The sequence below is a fragment of the Mesorhizobium sp. RCAM 06353 genome (genome assembly GCF_059683585.1).
Genome location: NZ_CM185031.1, coordinates 6098905 through 6112257 on the forward strand (window position 1 = coordinate 6098905; position 13353 = coordinate 6112257).

The 13353-nt window shown below is 63.4% G+C and carries 17 protein-coding genes; 8 read left to right on the forward strand and 9 right to left on the reverse strand.

The window, feature by feature from the left end:
• Positions 1–73: 73 nt before the first annotated feature.
• Positions 74–1090, reverse strand: coding sequence for a polyprenyl synthetase family protein (locus AC56QX_RS29665; RefSeq protein ID WP_497112074.1), 1017 nt, complete (start codon positions 1088–1090; stop codon positions 74–76).
• A 200-nt stretch (positions 1091–1290) separates the two neighbouring features.
• On the opposite strand from AC56QX_RS29665, the gene AC56QX_RS29670 reads away from it, so the two are divergent.
• From AC56QX_RS29670 to moaB, 6 genes are all read left to right on the forward strand, one after another.
• Positions 1291–1515 (forward strand): putative signal transducing protein, encoded by a 225-nt coding sequence (locus AC56QX_RS29670; protein WP_497112075.1) that lies wholly within the window; start codon positions 1291–1293, stop codon positions 1513–1515.
• A complete protein-coding gene (locus tag AC56QX_RS29675) occupies positions 1515–2315 on the forward strand; it encodes a tRNA1(Val) (adenine(37)-N6)-methyltransferase (RefSeq protein WP_497112076.1) in 801 nt (266 codons plus the stop codon). Before AC56QX_RS29670 ends, AC56QX_RS29675 begins: the two co-directional genes overlap by 1 nt.
• 80 nt (positions 2316–2395) lie before the next feature.
• Positions 2396–3256, forward strand: a complete 861-nt coding sequence (locus AC56QX_RS29680) for a S49 family peptidase (RefSeq protein WP_497112077.1) — start codon at positions 2396–2398, stop codon at positions 3254–3256.
• 140 nt (positions 3257–3396) lie between these two features.
• Positions 3397–3582, forward strand: coding sequence for a membrane protein (locus AC56QX_RS29685; protein ID WP_013896713.1), 186 nt, complete (start codon positions 3397–3399; stop codon positions 3580–3582).
• Positions 3583–3587: 5 nt separating this feature from the next.
• Positions 3588–4496 (forward strand): 4-(cytidine 5'-diphospho)-2-C-methyl-D-erythritol kinase, encoded by a 909-nt coding sequence (locus AC56QX_RS29690; RefSeq protein WP_497117963.1) that lies wholly within the window; start codon positions 3588–3590, stop codon positions 4494–4496.
• A gap of 1 nt (position 4497) precedes the next feature.
• The gene (gene moaB, locus AC56QX_RS29695) at positions 4498–5043 is read left to right on the forward strand and encodes a molybdenum cofactor biosynthesis protein B (RefSeq protein ID WP_497112079.1); all 546 of its coding nucleotides are present in this window, start codon (positions 4498–4500) and stop codon (positions 5041–5043) included.
• A 3-nt stretch (positions 5044–5046) separates the two neighbouring features.
• Here the strand turns inward: moaB and AC56QX_RS29700 are convergent, their stop codons facing one another.
• Positions 5047–6021 carry a hypothetical protein gene (locus tag AC56QX_RS29700; RefSeq protein ID WP_497117965.1) on the reverse strand — a complete coding sequence of 325 codons (975 nt, stop codon included), beginning with the start codon at positions 6019–6021 and terminating at the stop codon, positions 5047–5049.
• 146 nt (positions 6022–6167) lie between these two features.
• Positions 6168–6695: a glycosyltransferase gene (locus AC56QX_RS29705; protein ID WP_475451888.1), complete on the reverse strand. Its 528-nt coding sequence runs from the start codon at positions 6693–6695 to the stop codon at positions 6168–6170.
• Between the two features lie 150 nt (positions 6696–6845).
• On the opposite strand from AC56QX_RS29705, the gene AC56QX_RS29710 reads away from it, so the two are divergent.
• Positions 6846–8000, forward strand: a complete 1155-nt coding sequence (locus AC56QX_RS29710) for a PA0069 family radical SAM protein (RefSeq protein ID WP_497117966.1) — start codon at positions 6846–6848, stop codon at positions 7998–8000.
• Between the two features lie 151 nt (positions 8001–8151).
• Positions 8152–8847 carry a ribonuclease HII gene (gene rnhB / locus AC56QX_RS29715; RefSeq protein WP_497112081.1) on the forward strand — a complete coding sequence of 232 codons (696 nt, stop codon included), beginning with the start codon at positions 8152–8154 and terminating at the stop codon, positions 8845–8847.
• A gap of 243 nt (positions 8848–9090) precedes the next feature.
• Here rnhB and AC56QX_RS29720 read toward each other — a convergent pair whose 3' ends face one another.
• The 6 genes from AC56QX_RS29720 to AC56QX_RS29745 form a co-directional block, all read right to left on the reverse strand.
• On the reverse strand, positions 9091–9582 hold the full coding sequence (locus AC56QX_RS29720; protein WP_172351428.1) for a F0F1 ATP synthase subunit B: 492 nt from the start codon (positions 9580–9582) through the stop codon (positions 9091–9093).
• A 10-nt stretch (positions 9583–9592) separates the two neighbouring features.
• Positions 9593–10192: a F0F1 ATP synthase subunit B gene (locus AC56QX_RS29725; protein ID WP_497112082.1), complete on the reverse strand. Its 600-nt coding sequence runs from the start codon at positions 10190–10192 to the stop codon at positions 9593–9595.
• A 62-nt stretch (positions 10193–10254) separates the two neighbouring features.
• Complete coding sequence (locus AC56QX_RS29730; RefSeq protein WP_013896722.1) at positions 10255–10479, reverse strand: F0F1 ATP synthase subunit C; 225 nt, start codon at positions 10477–10479, stop codon at positions 10255–10257.
• 84 nt (positions 10480–10563) lie between these two features.
• On the reverse strand, positions 10564–11322 hold the full coding sequence (locus AC56QX_RS29735) for a F0F1 ATP synthase subunit A (RefSeq protein ID WP_477438188.1): 759 nt from the start codon (positions 11320–11322) through the stop codon (positions 10564–10566).
• A 56-nt stretch (positions 11323–11378) separates the two neighbouring features.
• Positions 11379–11786, reverse strand: a complete 408-nt coding sequence (locus tag AC56QX_RS29740) for an AtpZ/AtpI family protein (protein WP_497112084.1) — start codon at positions 11784–11786, stop codon at positions 11379–11381.
• A gap of 255 nt (positions 11787–12041) precedes the next feature.
• A complete protein-coding gene (locus AC56QX_RS29745; protein WP_497112086.1) occupies positions 12042–13226 on the reverse strand; it encodes a cell wall hydrolase in 1185 nt (394 codons plus the stop codon).
• Positions 13227–13353: the final 127 nt, after the last annotated feature.

Here is a 13353-nt window from a genome sequence, read left to right on the forward strand (position 1 = left end):
CGGCGAGACCGGTATTCGCAAGTTTGCTGCCTCCGGCGCAAGCCACAGGAAGCCCGCGAAAAGGCCGGCCTTCTCAGCTCACCCGGCTGATGCAGAAATCGATGACGTCGATCAGCGCCGATTTCTGCGGCGTTTCCTCCAGCGGCGCCAGCGCATCGCGGGCGATCTCGCCGAAATGGCGGGCGCGGCCGATCGTGTCGGCGATGGCGCCGTGGCGGGTCATCAGGCCGATCGCCTTTTCCAGGCCCGCGTCGTCGACGACATTGTCCTCGATGGCGCGCTTCCAGAAGGTGCGCTCGGCCTTGGTGCCGCGCCGATAGGCGAGGATGACCGGCAAGGTCACCTTGCCCTCGCGGAAATCGTCGCCGACATTCTTGCCGAGATCCTTGCTGGTGCCGCCATAATCCAGCGCATCGTCGATGAGCTGGAAGGCAAGGCCGAGATTCATGCCGTAGGAGCGCAGCGCCGCGCGGTCATTGCGGGTCGCCTGGGCGATGACCGGGCCGACTTCAGCGGCAGCTGAAAACAGCGCGGCGGTCTTGGCCTTGATGACGGCGAAGTGCTCGTCCTCGGTGGTTTCGAGGTTCTTGGCGGCGGCCAGCTGCATGACCTCGCCCTCGGCGATGATCGAGGCGGCGCTGGACAGGATGTCGAGCGCTTCGAGCGAGCCGACATCGACCATCATGCGGAAGGCCTGACCGAGCAGGAAGTCGCCGACCAGCACGCTCGCCTGGTTGCCCCAGATCATGCGCGCGGTCTTCTTGCCACGGCGCATGCCGCTCTCGTCGACGACATCGTCGTGGAGAAGCGTCGCCGTATGCATGAACTCGACGGAGGTGGCGAGCTTGACATGGCCCTCGCCGACATAGCCGAACATCTGCGCGGCGGCGAGCGTCAGCATCGGCCTGAGCCGCTTGCCGCCGGACGAAATCAGATGGTTGGCAACCTCCGGGATCATCTCGACGTCGGAGCCGGCCTTGGACAGGATCAATTCGTTGACACGGCCCATATCGGCCGCCGTCAGATCGATGAGATCCTTGATGGAGGCGGGTTCCCGCTTCCCGTTTTCGATGTTGAGAACGACACCCACGACAATCACTCCCGTCTTGGTAACGCGTGCGACGGCACCCTTAGTCCCGAGACGGACTCTAGGGCGGCGGACACGGCCACGGCAAGTGGCGAATTGGCGCGGCGTCGGTGACAGCCTGTTAACCGAGCCGAAGGGAGCGAGGCTCTGCTCCGGAATCCCCGCCCGTTTACATCAATAGCGCAAACTGCGAGTTTCACACGATGATAGAACTTGTCCGCACCAACGATGCCGTGATCATCTCCTTTGTCGAATCGCTGATGCGCGACGCCGGCATCGCCTGCTTTGTCGCCGATCAGAATATGAGCATTCTCGAAGGATCGATCGGTCTTTTGCAGAAGCGCGTCATGGTCGACGCTGACCAGGCCGATGCCGCGCGGCGTATCCTCAGGGATGCCGGCATCGCCAACGAAATCCGCACAAACTAATGTCGGCCGCACCAGCCGCTCTCGCCCCGGACACGCCGGCCCATACGGTCGATGCCTTCCATCGCGGCCGGTTCTGGCTGGTGCAGCCCAAGCATGGCGGCCACCGCGCCGGCATGGATGCGATGATGCTGGCGGCGGCCGTGCCTTCCGGCTTTGGCGGGCGCCTCGCCGATTTTGGCGCCGGAGCCGGCGCTGCCGGCCTGGCGGTGCTGTCGCGCTGTCCGGCTGCCCAGGCCGTGCTTGTCGAACGTGCGCCGGAAATGGCGGCCTTCGCATCGGCTACCCTTGCCCATCCCGGCAATGCCCATCTCAGCGATCGCGCCTCGGTGCTCGTCGCCGATGTCGCTGTGTCGGGCCAAGCCCGGGCTGCGGCTGGTCTCGCCGATAATGACTTCGACTACGTCATCATGAACCCGCCTTTCAACGCCGCCCGGGACCGCGCCACGCCGGAGCGGCTGAGAAAGGAAGCCCATGTCATGGAGGACGGCCTGTTCGAAAGCTGGATCCGCAGTGCGGCGGCGGTGGTCAGGCCGCGCGGCGGGGTGGCCGTCATCGCGCGGCCCGAACAGCTCGGCGCCATTCTCGACGCGATATCAGGCCGTTTCGGCGATGCCGAGATGCTCGCCGTCCACCCTCGCCCCGACGCTGCGGCGATCCGTATCGTCGTGCGGGCGGCACTCGGGGCGCGTGGAAAACTCGCCATCCGCCCGCCTTTGATGCTTCACGCGCAGTCGGGCAACGGCCCTGATGAACGCAGCGAAATGATCACCAACGGTCTCGCCTCGCTGTTTGGAGATTGAGCTATTCCTGGCCAGCCGCATTGCCGTTGGCCGGGAAATCCCTACATGCCTGCAACCCATCGACCGGAGACCGCGCCCTCGTGAAACGCCTTTTCAACCGCTTGCTGCCGAAATCCTGGCGCTCCACCGTCGTCACCATTCCGGTCATCCGGCTGCATGGCACGATCATGTCGGGCGGCCAGTTCCGGCAGAATCTGTCGCTGGCCTCCACCGCCGGCCTCATCGAGAAGGCGTTTTCCTTCGACGCGCCGGCAGTCGCCGTCTCGATCAATTCGCCCGGTGGCTCGCCGGTGCAGTCGCGGCTGATCTTCAAGCGCATCCGCGACCTGGCAATCGAAAAGAACAAGAAGGTGCTGGTCTTCGTCGAGGACGTCGCAGCCTCAGGCGGCTACATGATCGCGGTCGCCGGCGACGAGATTTTCGCCGATCCGTCCTCCATCGTCGGTTCGATCGGCGTGGTCTCGGCTTCGTTCGGTTTCCCGGAGCTGATGAAGAAGATCGGTGTCGAGCGCCGTGTCCACACCGCCGGCCAGAACAAGGCGGTGCTCGATCCCTTCAAGCCCGAAAAGAAGGAAGACGTCGAGCGGCTGAAGGCTTTGCAACTCGAGGTGCACGACACCTTCATCGACCTCGTCAAGGAGCGGCGCGGCACGAAGCTGAAGGACGATCCGGACCTGTTCACCGGCCTGTTCTGGACCGGCAAAAGGGGTCTGGAGCTCGGCCTCGTCGATGCGCTCGGCGACATGCGAACGGTGCTGAAGACCCGGTTCGGGGCGAAAACACAGCTGAGATTGGTCTCGGCGCCACGCGGTTTCCTCAGCCGCTTCGGCCTGTTCGGTTCCAGCAAGCGCTTTTCAGCGCCGGATATCGCGGCGGCTGCCGCCAGCGGCGTCATCGATGCGGCGGAAGAGCGCGCATTGTGGGCTCGCTTCGGGCTTTGAAAAACCGGCAAAACCGTCTAGCATGAGTGCTTGTAGTCCTATGCGTGCCGTTTTCCCAAAACCGAACACAGTTTTGGGCGACATGCATTAACCGACCCGACCGGCCGCCTTCGCCGGCCCAGCGTGGGAGGAGTTTTGGCATGCCGCAGATCATTTTCTTCACCGTCGTTGGCGTCGCCGCCTATTTCGGCTACCGCACCTTCGTGCGCGAAGCCGAGCGCGTGACGGCCAAGGTGCGGCGCACCGAAAAGCAGGCGGCCAATGGCGCGATGGGAACGCTGGTGAAGGATCCGAAGACCGGCGAATACCGGCTGGCCAAGGACTGAGCATCATTTCGCTTACATCAGTTGCGGCGGACACCGACGCCGGTGCGCGGACTTGGCACGCGCATGCCAAGATCAATCTGGCGCTGCATGTCACCGGCCGGCGGCCTGACGGCTATCACCTGATCGAAAGCCTGGCGGTGTTCACGCGTTTTGGCGACCGGGTCGAGATCGCGCTCGCCGACAGCGACGAGTTTACCGTGTCCGGTCGTTATGCGCCGGCGGTTCCCATAGACGCCAGCAATCTGGTGCTCAAGGCGCGCGATGCCTTGCGAAGGGAGGCCGGCCCCGAGCGAGCCCCGCCCGTCTCCATAAAACTCGAAAAGAACCTGCCGGTGGCCTCCGGCGTCGGCGGTGGGTCGAGCGATGCGGCGGCCGTGTTGCGCGGGCTGGCGCAGACATGGGGCCTGGACACGGATGACACCGGGCTGGCGCGGATCGGTCTCTCGCTTGGCGCCGATGTGCCGATGTGCCTAGCGGCAAAGCCTCTGCTGGCGCGCGGCATTGGTGACGAACTGTCGATGGTGCCGGATTTTTCGGCGCTGGGACTGGTGCTGGTCAATCCAGGGACGCCGGTCTCGACGGCGGATGTGTTCGCTACGCTTTCCCGCCGCGACAACGACCCCTTGCCGCCGCTGCCGCGCCGCATCGATTTTCACAGCCTGCGCAACTGGCTCGAGGTCACGCGCAACGATCTCGAGCCGGTAGCCCTTACGATGCAGCCGGCCATCGGCCGGGCGCTGTCGTGGCTGAACAAAGCGGGATCGGGATTTTCACGCATGTCCGGATCGGGCGCGACCTGTTTCGGCCTGTTCGAGACCGGCAATGTCGCCAAGCGCGCGGCGGCCGAGATTCGCGGTCGCCAGCCCGACTGGTTCGTCGCCGCGACGCGCAGCATGTCATCGGAGGCTGAGTGAAATGGCCAGACTTGACGAGAGCCGTTCCTTCATTCCGGTGCGCATCGCGGTGCTGACCGTTTCGGACACGCGCAGCCTTGCCGATGACAAATCCGGCCAGACGCTGGCCGACCGCATCACCGAGGCCGGCCACATCCTGGCCGCCCGCGACATCGTCACCGATGACCGCGAAAAGATCCGCGACACGGTCCTGGCGTGGTCGCGGGACAAAGGTATCGATGTCGTCATCACCACCGGCGGCACCGGCTTCACCGGGCGTGACGTGACGCCGGAGGCGCTGGAGCCGATCTTCGAAAAGCGCATGGATGGCTTTTCGGAAGTGTTCCACCGCATCTCCTACGACAAGATCGGCACGTCGACGATCCAGAGCCGGGCGACCGGCGGCGTCGTCAACGCCACTTTCGTGTTCGTGCTGCCGGGTTCGCCCGGCGCCTGCAAGGACGCCTGGGACGGCATCCTCAAGGCGCAGCTCGACTACCGGCACATGCCCTGCAACTTCGTCGAGATCATGCCGCGCCTGGACGAGCATCTGCGGCGTGGAAAATAGCCATCACCGGATGACCGGTTCGCCATGAAAGCGCCGCCGCGAAGGGCGCGAAACACCGAAGCCGACTTCCATCATCAGCCGCGGCGTGCGCGCCGGCACGGTGCCCATGTGGAATCCGAACGGATCCTCGACGAAGCCGAGGCCAGCCTCTCCAGTCAGCGTCACCGGGCTCTGCTCGCCATAGACGTCCAGCACATCCTGGGCGGGATGGCCGACCAGCAGGGTCAGCTGATGCTTGATGGCGCGCCTGTTATGGCTGCCCCTGACATAGACATGCGGACCTGTGTCTGCGTCGACAGGCTTGAGGTAGAAGAAGAATTTCAGCATGCGCCAATCGTCGAGGTCGAAATGATACTTGCCGAGCGAGGCAAGGTTCTTGTCGGCGTCCGAAGCCTCGCCGGTCGGAAAGCTCCACCAGACGCGCGTGGTGATCAGTTTCGCCTGGCCGCCGAGATAATGCGCGGCAATGTCGAGAAGCAGCGGATCGCGTTGGATGGCGAGTGCCGCAGGGCAATCAAGGATGCGCTCGAAATAGTGCCCGCTGAGCAGCGAACGGCCCAGGCGTTTCTCGGCCTGCGCATGCTCGCCCGGCATGAACTCGAGACGGCGATCGAAATTGCCGAAGCAAGGCGTACGCCCCGCGAAATGCGCGATCTCCTCATGAATTTCCGGCGGCAGGACCAGGCCTGAAAACAGGCCGTCGGAACGTAGCGCATCGACCACCGCCGCCCGCTCGACACCGGAAAACATTGTATCCCCAACATTGTCGGCAAGACGGGCGCGTTTTGCACCCAGCCAATGCATCCGGCGACCGGGCATGGTGCGCGCCAGCATGAACATCGGCAGCCAGGCAGGGTTTTCGCGAAGGTCCGTGAGATAGGTCGGAATGCGCACGGCAATGCGCCGCAGCAGGCTGCCATTGCGCGCAATGGCCTCGAGACTGGCAGCACCGGATTTGTCAGGGGTTGAAAGGTTCATCAGGTCCTCGTCTATGAGCGTGACACCCGATGCCGCATCGGTTCTCACCACTCGCATGACCCAAACCCAATTCACCCACTTCAGAAGAAGGCTAACCCCACGTCAGATTTTGTGCAATGCACAATGAACAGAGCAGCCGCAAAAAATCACTTTGGCGAGCGGTGCTGCTGCTTCGGCGGCGCCACCCAGATCTCGGCGTCGAGCCTCTTCGTCGCCAGGCCGCGCGCCAAAGCCTCGGCGCTGCCGGCACTCTTCGACAAGGACGCGGCCTGCCGCTTGCTGATGACCAGCCCATCGGCGAGCGCGCGATTTCCGGAAAACACCCGAGCCAGGAACGGCGTGCGGCTGCCCCGCGCCCGCGAGAATCGCGCCGCCATGGTTTGCCTGCCCGTGTGGACGACGACCGCTTCGATCCAGCCTTCCACCAGCCGCGCGCCCGGTTCCAGCAGCAGCAGCCAGTCACCCTTGGCCTGCCTTATGCCGGCGGCGATACCGCCGCTCGCCACATACTGGCAGCCGGCATGCTCGGCGACATGATGCGTCTGGTCGGTGGAACCGGCATCGCAGACGACGACCTCGCGCACCACCCCCTCGACCGCGCCGCCAATCAGCGAGGCGAGCGTGCGGGCGAGAGCCTCCTCGTCATTGCGCGTTTCGATGAGAACACTGAGCATGTTTAGCCGAATAGCGGAAAGCCACGCACAGCGCCAGTTTTTGCGGCGCAGCATAAAAAGTTCTTGCTTTGTTCTCATCGGCGAAATAGGAATAATTTCATGAACAGAGCGATTCGACACAACATGGACAGTCCCTGGGAGCGGGCCAAGATGGAACCGATCGTGCGTGCCGACATTGCAGCCTTTGGGGCAGGACGAGCCGAAATGGCCAATGCGATGATCGAGCAGAGTGGCGTGCGTATCCGTCCGGACCGCAATCGCGGCCGGTCGGCGGGCATCAATCCGTCCGGCCGCTTCGAATCCGTCAGCCGGCACGTCTTCGACGATGGCTGGAGTTCGCTGGAGGAACTGCCGCCGTTCAAGACCGAGGTGCAGGTGGAAAAGCCGCGCACCATCATCACCCGCAACGAATCGCCCGACATCTCCTTCGACCGGTCGATCAACCCCTATCGCGGCTGCGAACATGGCTGCGTCTATTGCTTCGCGCGGCCGACGCACGCCTTCATGGGTCTGTCGCCGGGCCTGGATTTCGAATCCAAGCTGTTCGCCAAGCCGGATGCTGCGCGGCTGCTTGACAAGGAACTGTCGAAGGACGGCTACCAGCCGCGCACCATTGCCATCGGTACCAACACCGATCCCTACCAGCCGATCGAAAAGCAGTACCGGATCATGCGCGAGATCCTCGAAGTGCTGGAAGCGCGCGGCCATCCGGTCGGCATCGTCACCAAGTCCGCCCTGGTGACGCGCGACATCGACATATTGTCGCGCATGGCCGAGCGCGGGCTGGCCAAGGTGGCGCTGTCGGTGACGACAATGGACCGCATGCTGGCGCGCACCATGGAGCCCCGTGCGTCGACGCCGACCAAGCGGCTGGAAGCGATCCGGCAGCTCTCGGATGCCGGCATCCCGGCTTCGGTCATGGTGGCGCCGATCATCCCTGGCCTCACCGACCAGGAAATGGAGCGGATTCTCGATTCGGCGCACGCAGCCGGCGCACGCGAGGCGGGTTATGTCGTGCTGCGCCTGCCGCTGGAGGTCAGCCCGATCTTCAAGGACTGGCTGCTGCGCCACTATCCCGACCGCTATCGCCATGTGATGTCGCTGATCCGTTCGATGCGCGACGGCAAGGATTACGATTCGGAATGGGGCAAGCGCATGAAGGGCGCCGGACCCTACGCCTGGCAGATCGGCCGCCGCTTCGAGATCACCTCCAAGCGGCTCGGACTCAATGCCGAACGGCGCACGCTGCGCACCGACCAGTTCGTCGCGGCTGGAAAAGACCAGGAACAGCTGATGCTGCTCTGAAAATGCATTTTGCCGTGGCGGTTTGACCTGCCACGGCAAGAAATCCCGTCCGGCCTGCCCCGGCCTGCAGACGGTGCCCTCCCGGTCCGGCGCCCCACCCGACCCGGAGGGACTTGCGGAGAATCGGAGCCGATGCGAACCTCGCCGCAATATGGCTCGCGCGCGTTCCGATTCTCCGCTTCTCTTCGAGATCGTCGAGAAACCCGATTTCTCCTTCGAGACGAAGGCGATGGCCGACGGGCTGTGGCCGGTCGCTGGGATGGACGAGGCCGGTCGCGGCCCGCTGGCCGGACCGGTCGTCGCCGCAGCTGTTGTGCTCGACCCCGCCAACATCCCCGAAGGCCTCGACGATTCCAAAAGGCTCAGCCATTTGCAGCGCGAGGCGCTGTTCCTGCGCATTCTTGGCTCCGCACAGGCAGTTTCGATGGCCTCGATCAGCGCCGAGGGCATAGACGGCAGCAACATCCTCAAGGCGAGCCTCGAGGCGATGCGCCGCGCTTTGGTCGGGCTGTCGGTTCGGCCGAAGCTCGCGCTTGCCGACGGCCGCGACGTGCCGCCGGGACTGCCGTGCGACGGCCGCGCATTGATCAAGGGCGACCAGCGCTCGCAATCGATCGCCGCCGCCTCGATCGTTGCCAAAGTGATGCGCGATCGCATGATGTGCGGTTGTGGCAACCAGCACGACCGCTACGGCTTCGAAGTCCATATGGGTTACGCCACCGCCCGTCACCGCACCGCGATCGAGGCACATGGCCCGGTCGCGCGGCTGCACCGCGTGTCGTTCGCGCCGTTCAGGCTGGGCGGGGTTGAGGTGGTTGAGGAAGAGAGTCTTGCGGGGCTGGATTAGGCTAACGGCGATGATAGCTGATCTCCCCCTCGAGGGGGAGATGGCCGGCAGGCCAGAGGGGGTCGCCGCGCGTGAAGCGCCAGCCTCTTCTTTCAACGTCTCATGAGCGTCGCGCCCGGTCGAACCGACCCCCTCTGTCGCCTTTGGCGACATCTCCCCCTCGAGGGGGGAGATTATCCGCGCTACAACAAAAAAGCCGCCAGGTTGCCCGGGCGACTTTTTTGATTTCCACATGTTGTCAGCTCAGTTCAGCTTTGCCTTCACATCCGCAAGCGATGCCTTGAACAAATCAGCTCCGGCCTTGACGTCCACCTTGGCGGCAAGCAATGCGCGGGCGGCCTCGACGGCGATGTCGACGGCGCTAGCACGGACTTCGGCGACCGCGTCACGCTCAGCCTGACCGATCTTCTGCTCGGCAAGCGCGGTGCGCCGAGCGACGTAATCTTCGGACTTCTTATGCGCGTCGGCGGCGAGCATTTCGGCTTCGCGCTTGGCGGCCGCAACGATGTCGGCAGCCTCCTGCTCGGCTTCCTTGCGCTTCTTCTTGTACTGGCCGAGCAATTGCTGGGCCTCGTCACGCAGCTTGCGAGCTTCGTCGAGCTCGCTGCTGATCCTGGCGGCGCGGGCGTCGAGTGCCTTGGCGATCAGGCCAGGGACCTTGATGTAGATGGCGACGCCCAGGAAGATGATCAGGGCGATCGTGGCCCAGAGCGTTGCGAGAGATGTGGCGTCCATGATGCGCTCCTCACCCGGCCACGGATTTGACCGCGGCCGCGATCTCGGCCTTGCTGGCCTTGCCGCCGACCAGGGCCTCGACGATTGCCGAAGCGGTATCCTCGGCGATGCTGCCGACTTCCTTCATGGCATTGGCCTTGATGGAAGAAATGCGGGCCTCGGCCTCGCCAAGTTTCTCGTCGAGCGCCGCCTCGATCTTCTTGCGTGCGGTCTCGGCTTCCGTCTTGGCCGCATCGGCGGCCTGCTGGCCGATCGAATTGGCGTTCTTCTTGGCTTCCGCCAGTTCCTGCTCGTAAGCAGCAACAGCGGCGTCGGCCTCGCCCTTCAGCTTGCTCGCCTGATCGAGATCCTGGCTGATGCGATCGTTACGGACATCGATGATGCCGCCGACGCGCGGCACCACGACCCGCTTCAGGAAGAGGTAGAACAGCCCAAAAGTGATCGCCAGCCACAGAAGCTGCGACGGGAAGGTCGCAGGATCGAACGGCGGAAATGCGCCATGCGCTTCGGCAGGCACGCCGGTGGCGGAGTGCGTGTCGCCTCCGGTCGCGGCATGGCTGGTATCGGCTGATGGCGCGGACTCTTGCGCGAAGGCAGATGTCACGAACATGGACTATCCCCAGATATCAGGCCCGCCGCTTGCGCGGCCGGCCTGTCCAATCTTCCCAAAGCTCAGCCGAACAGGGCCAGAAGCGCGATGAGAAGCGAGAAGATGCCCAGAGCTTCGGTCACGGCGAAGCCGAAGATCAGGCGGCCGAACTGGCCGTCAGCAGCCGACGGGTTGCGCAGCGCACCCGAGAGGTAGCTGCCGAAGATGTTGCCCAGGCCAATGCCCGCGCCACCCATGCCCAGGCAAGCGATGCCGGCGCCGATGTACTTTGCTGCTTCTGCGTCCATTTGTTCAACTCCTTTGGATCTGAAAATTCCGTTGGTATTCCATCCGACGCCAATGTTGGAAACTCTTGGGCCGGAAAGTCTTGGTCAGTGCCCGGGATGCAGGGCGTCGTTGAGATACATGCAGGTCAACACCGCGAAGACGTAGGCCTGCAGGAAGGCGACCAACAATTCAAGCGCGGTCAGCGCCACCGCCATGGCCAGCGGCAGGATCGAGCCCGCGACGCCGACCGCACCGAGCGCGGAGAGGCTGACGACGAAGCCCGAGAACACCTTCAGCGTGATGTGGCCGGCAAGCATGTTGGCGAACAGACGAACCGAGAGGCTGACCGGGCGCGACACGAAGGAGATGACTTCGATCAGCACCACCAGCGGCAGCAGGAACACCGGCACGCCATGCGGCACGAACAGCTTCAGGAAGCCGAGACCGTGCTTCATGAAGCCATAGACCACCACGGTTCCGATCACCAATGCGGCGAGGCCGAAGGTGACGATGATGTGGCTGGTGATGGTGAAGAAATAAGGGAACAGGCCGAGCAGGTTGGCGACCAGCACGAACATGAACAGCGAGAACACGAAGGGGAAGAACTTCATGCCCTGCGTGCCGGCGGCATCGCGCAACATGTTGCCGACGAATTCGTAGGCCATTTCGGAGATCGACTGCAGCCGTCCGGGAACCAGGCTGCGGCTCGACGTCGTCAGGAACAGGAACGCAGCCGCGACAACCACGGTCGCGACCATGAACAGTGCCGAATTTGTGAAGGACAGGTCGTAGCCGCCGATGTTAATCGGAACCAGCTTGATGATATGGAACTGGTGGATCGGATCGACCTTGTCAGCTGCCACGTTCTAACCCCGTCAATGCCGCGTACGGCCAAATTACCATTGCCGCACGAGGGCGGCTATTTGCTGTCGTCCCGGCCAGAGCGCGATTTATCGCCTTGTCCGAATTCTGCCACAACGCCCGCGGAACGCATGACATTGAGCACGCCGGCGCCAAAACCAAGCAGCAGGAAAACGATCAGACCCCACGGCGATGTCCCCGCCATCCGGTCGATGATCCAGCCGATGCCGGCGCCCACCACCACGCCAGCGATAAATTCACTGGAGAGTTTGACCGCCTGGCCATATCCGGCCGCACTGCCCGCTTTCGCGTCGTCTTTCCCCTCGAACCGGTTCGGCAGCCTTGTCGCAAGCGATGCTTCAAGTTCACGCCGACGTCGCTCAAGATCGTCGTCGCGGATGCCGGTTTCATGCTGATTGCCGCGGCCGGTTTCTCCGGTTCCGTCTGGCCCATTCTTGTCGGCCATCGCAACCCCCCTGCCCGGTCAGACCGTCACCGTCCGTCCGCTTCTAAAGTCGCCGGCAACATAGTTAGAGGGGTTGCGCCCGTCAAGCCACGGGCGGAAGTTCATTGTCATGTATTTTAGGCAATAAAATCAATCAATTAGAGAGGTGCGACATCGTGCCCGTCGCGATGATGGGGATAGGTTGCGCGAATCCCCCGGGCAATGGCTCGCTGATCGAGCCCGTGGCCGATGGAAAAGACCAGCGGCCAACGAACCTCAGCTCCAGCCGCCGCCGTAGGTGCGGTAGAAGATATGCAGGCCGATCTTGGTCATCTTTTGCATGGTGCGCGCCCAGCCCGGATGGACATATTGGGCATAATAATGGGTCGACGACCCGACCTCCGGGATGAAGATCTTGCCGGCCGTGACGGCCATGGCGATGTCCTGCGCGGTCTTGTAGGCGACCGGGCTATCGATGCGCTTCTTTCTGCCGTCGCAAGCGAAGGAGAACTGGCAACGGTTGAACCAGCTGTCGTTCTGGTAGACGACGCCGCAGATCGAATTGGGATAGGCCGGATTGCGGACGCGATTGAGAATGACCTGGGCAACGGCAGCCTGGCCGCGCACGGATTCGCTCCTCGCCTCGAAATAGATGCCGTTGGCCAGGCATGCCTGTTCCTTTTTGGAGAAGACACTCTCTGGCAGCGGGTTCTGGATCCACCAATGGTCACCCTTGGCCATCGGCGGAATGAAGCGGCCGCTGTTGGGCTGCTCGTCCTGCAGCAGGGCTTCGAAGGGCGAGGCTTTGGCATAGTCCGGCTCGGATTGCGCATAGGCCGTCGCCAGAACATCCGGGTGGTCGTTGTTGACCAGGGCGGCAAGCATGGTCGGCACGCCGGGATCCGGCTTCTTGTCCTCACGCGCATGGAATGCGGCGGCGATCTGGATTTCCTTGCCTTTTATCTGAGGCTTGGCGAAGGCCATCTTCAGGTCGCCGTCCATAGTCGGCCGCATCAAGGAAGAGGTCCGCTGGAAGATCGAACCGGCGTTGAAGTTCTTCGGCGGTGCAACGGGAGACATCTGGACGATGCGGCCCTTCTTGTCGGCACGCATCACGCGATCCTCGTCGGGCGAGCCGCTGACCTTGCCGCCCTTGCCGCGAAACGACACGTTGCCGACGCCCGCCAGGTGAATGCCCGATCCGGAAATGGAACCAGTGACGTCGGAATCGACGAACGGCATCTCGGCGGCATGGGTCGAGCCCGCAACGGATCTCTCGACATAGGAATTCCAGCGCGCGGTCGGCGATTCAAGGCCGGAAACGAGGCTGGTCATGTCCTGGTAGGCGGCGACGGTCGGGAAGCCGATCCAGATGCCGAGACCGATGATGAACGGAGATACGAAGCTGCGTTTCTTCTCACCGGCGACGGCAACAAGCCGCTTCAACACACGTCGATGCACGGAACACTCTCCAGGAACGCCACTGACCCCACTGGAGAGCAAAATGATGCATTAACCTTGATGGGACGTTAACGGGATCGCTCGGGTTTTCTCAGTCGGCTCAAGGTCGTGGTTTCGAAGTCGGGCG

Coding starts and splice junctions, on each gene's coding strand:
- AC56QX_RS29670 (WP_497112075.1), top strand. CDS start 1,291: ATGATAGAACTTGTCCGCACCAACGATGCCGTGATCATCTCCTTTGTC.
- AC56QX_RS29675 (WP_497112076.1), top strand. CDS start 1,515: ATGTCGGCCGCACCAGCCGCTCTCGCCCCGGACACGCCGGCCCATACG.
- AC56QX_RS29685 (WP_013896713.1), top strand. CDS start 3,397: ATGCCGCAGATCATTTTCTTCACCGTCGTTGGCGTCGCCGCCTATTTC.
- moaB (WP_497112079.1), top strand. CDS start 4,498: ATGGCCAGACTTGACGAGAGCCGTTCCTTCATTCCGGTGCGCATCGCG.
- AC56QX_RS29700 (WP_497117965.1), bottom strand. CDS start 6,021: ATGAACCTTTCAACCCCTGACAAATCCGGTGCTGCCAGTCTCGAGGCC.
- AC56QX_RS29705 (WP_475451888.1), bottom strand. CDS start 6,695: ATGCTCAGTGTTCTCATCGAAACGCGCAATGACGAGGAGGCTCTCGCC.
- AC56QX_RS29710 (WP_497117966.1), top strand. CDS start 6,846: ATGGAACCGATCGTGCGTGCCGACATTGCAGCCTTTGGGGCAGGACGA.
- rnhB (WP_497112081.1), top strand. CDS start 8,152: ATGGCTCGCGCGCGTTCCGATTCTCCGCTTCTCTTCGAGATCGTCGAG.
- AC56QX_RS29720 (WP_172351428.1), bottom strand. CDS start 9,582: ATGGACGCCACATCTCTCGCAACGCTCTGGGCCACGATCGCCCTGATC.
- AC56QX_RS29725 (WP_497112082.1), bottom strand. CDS start 10,192: ATGTTCGTGACATCTGCCTTCGCGCAAGAGTCCGCGCCATCAGCCGAT.
- AC56QX_RS29730 (WP_013896722.1), bottom strand. CDS start 10,479: ATGGACGCAGAAGCAGCAAAGTACATCGGCGCCGGCATCGCTTGCCTG.
- AC56QX_RS29740 (WP_497112084.1), bottom strand. CDS start 11,786: ATGGCCGACAAGAATGGGCCAGACGGAACCGGAGAAACCGGCCGCGGC.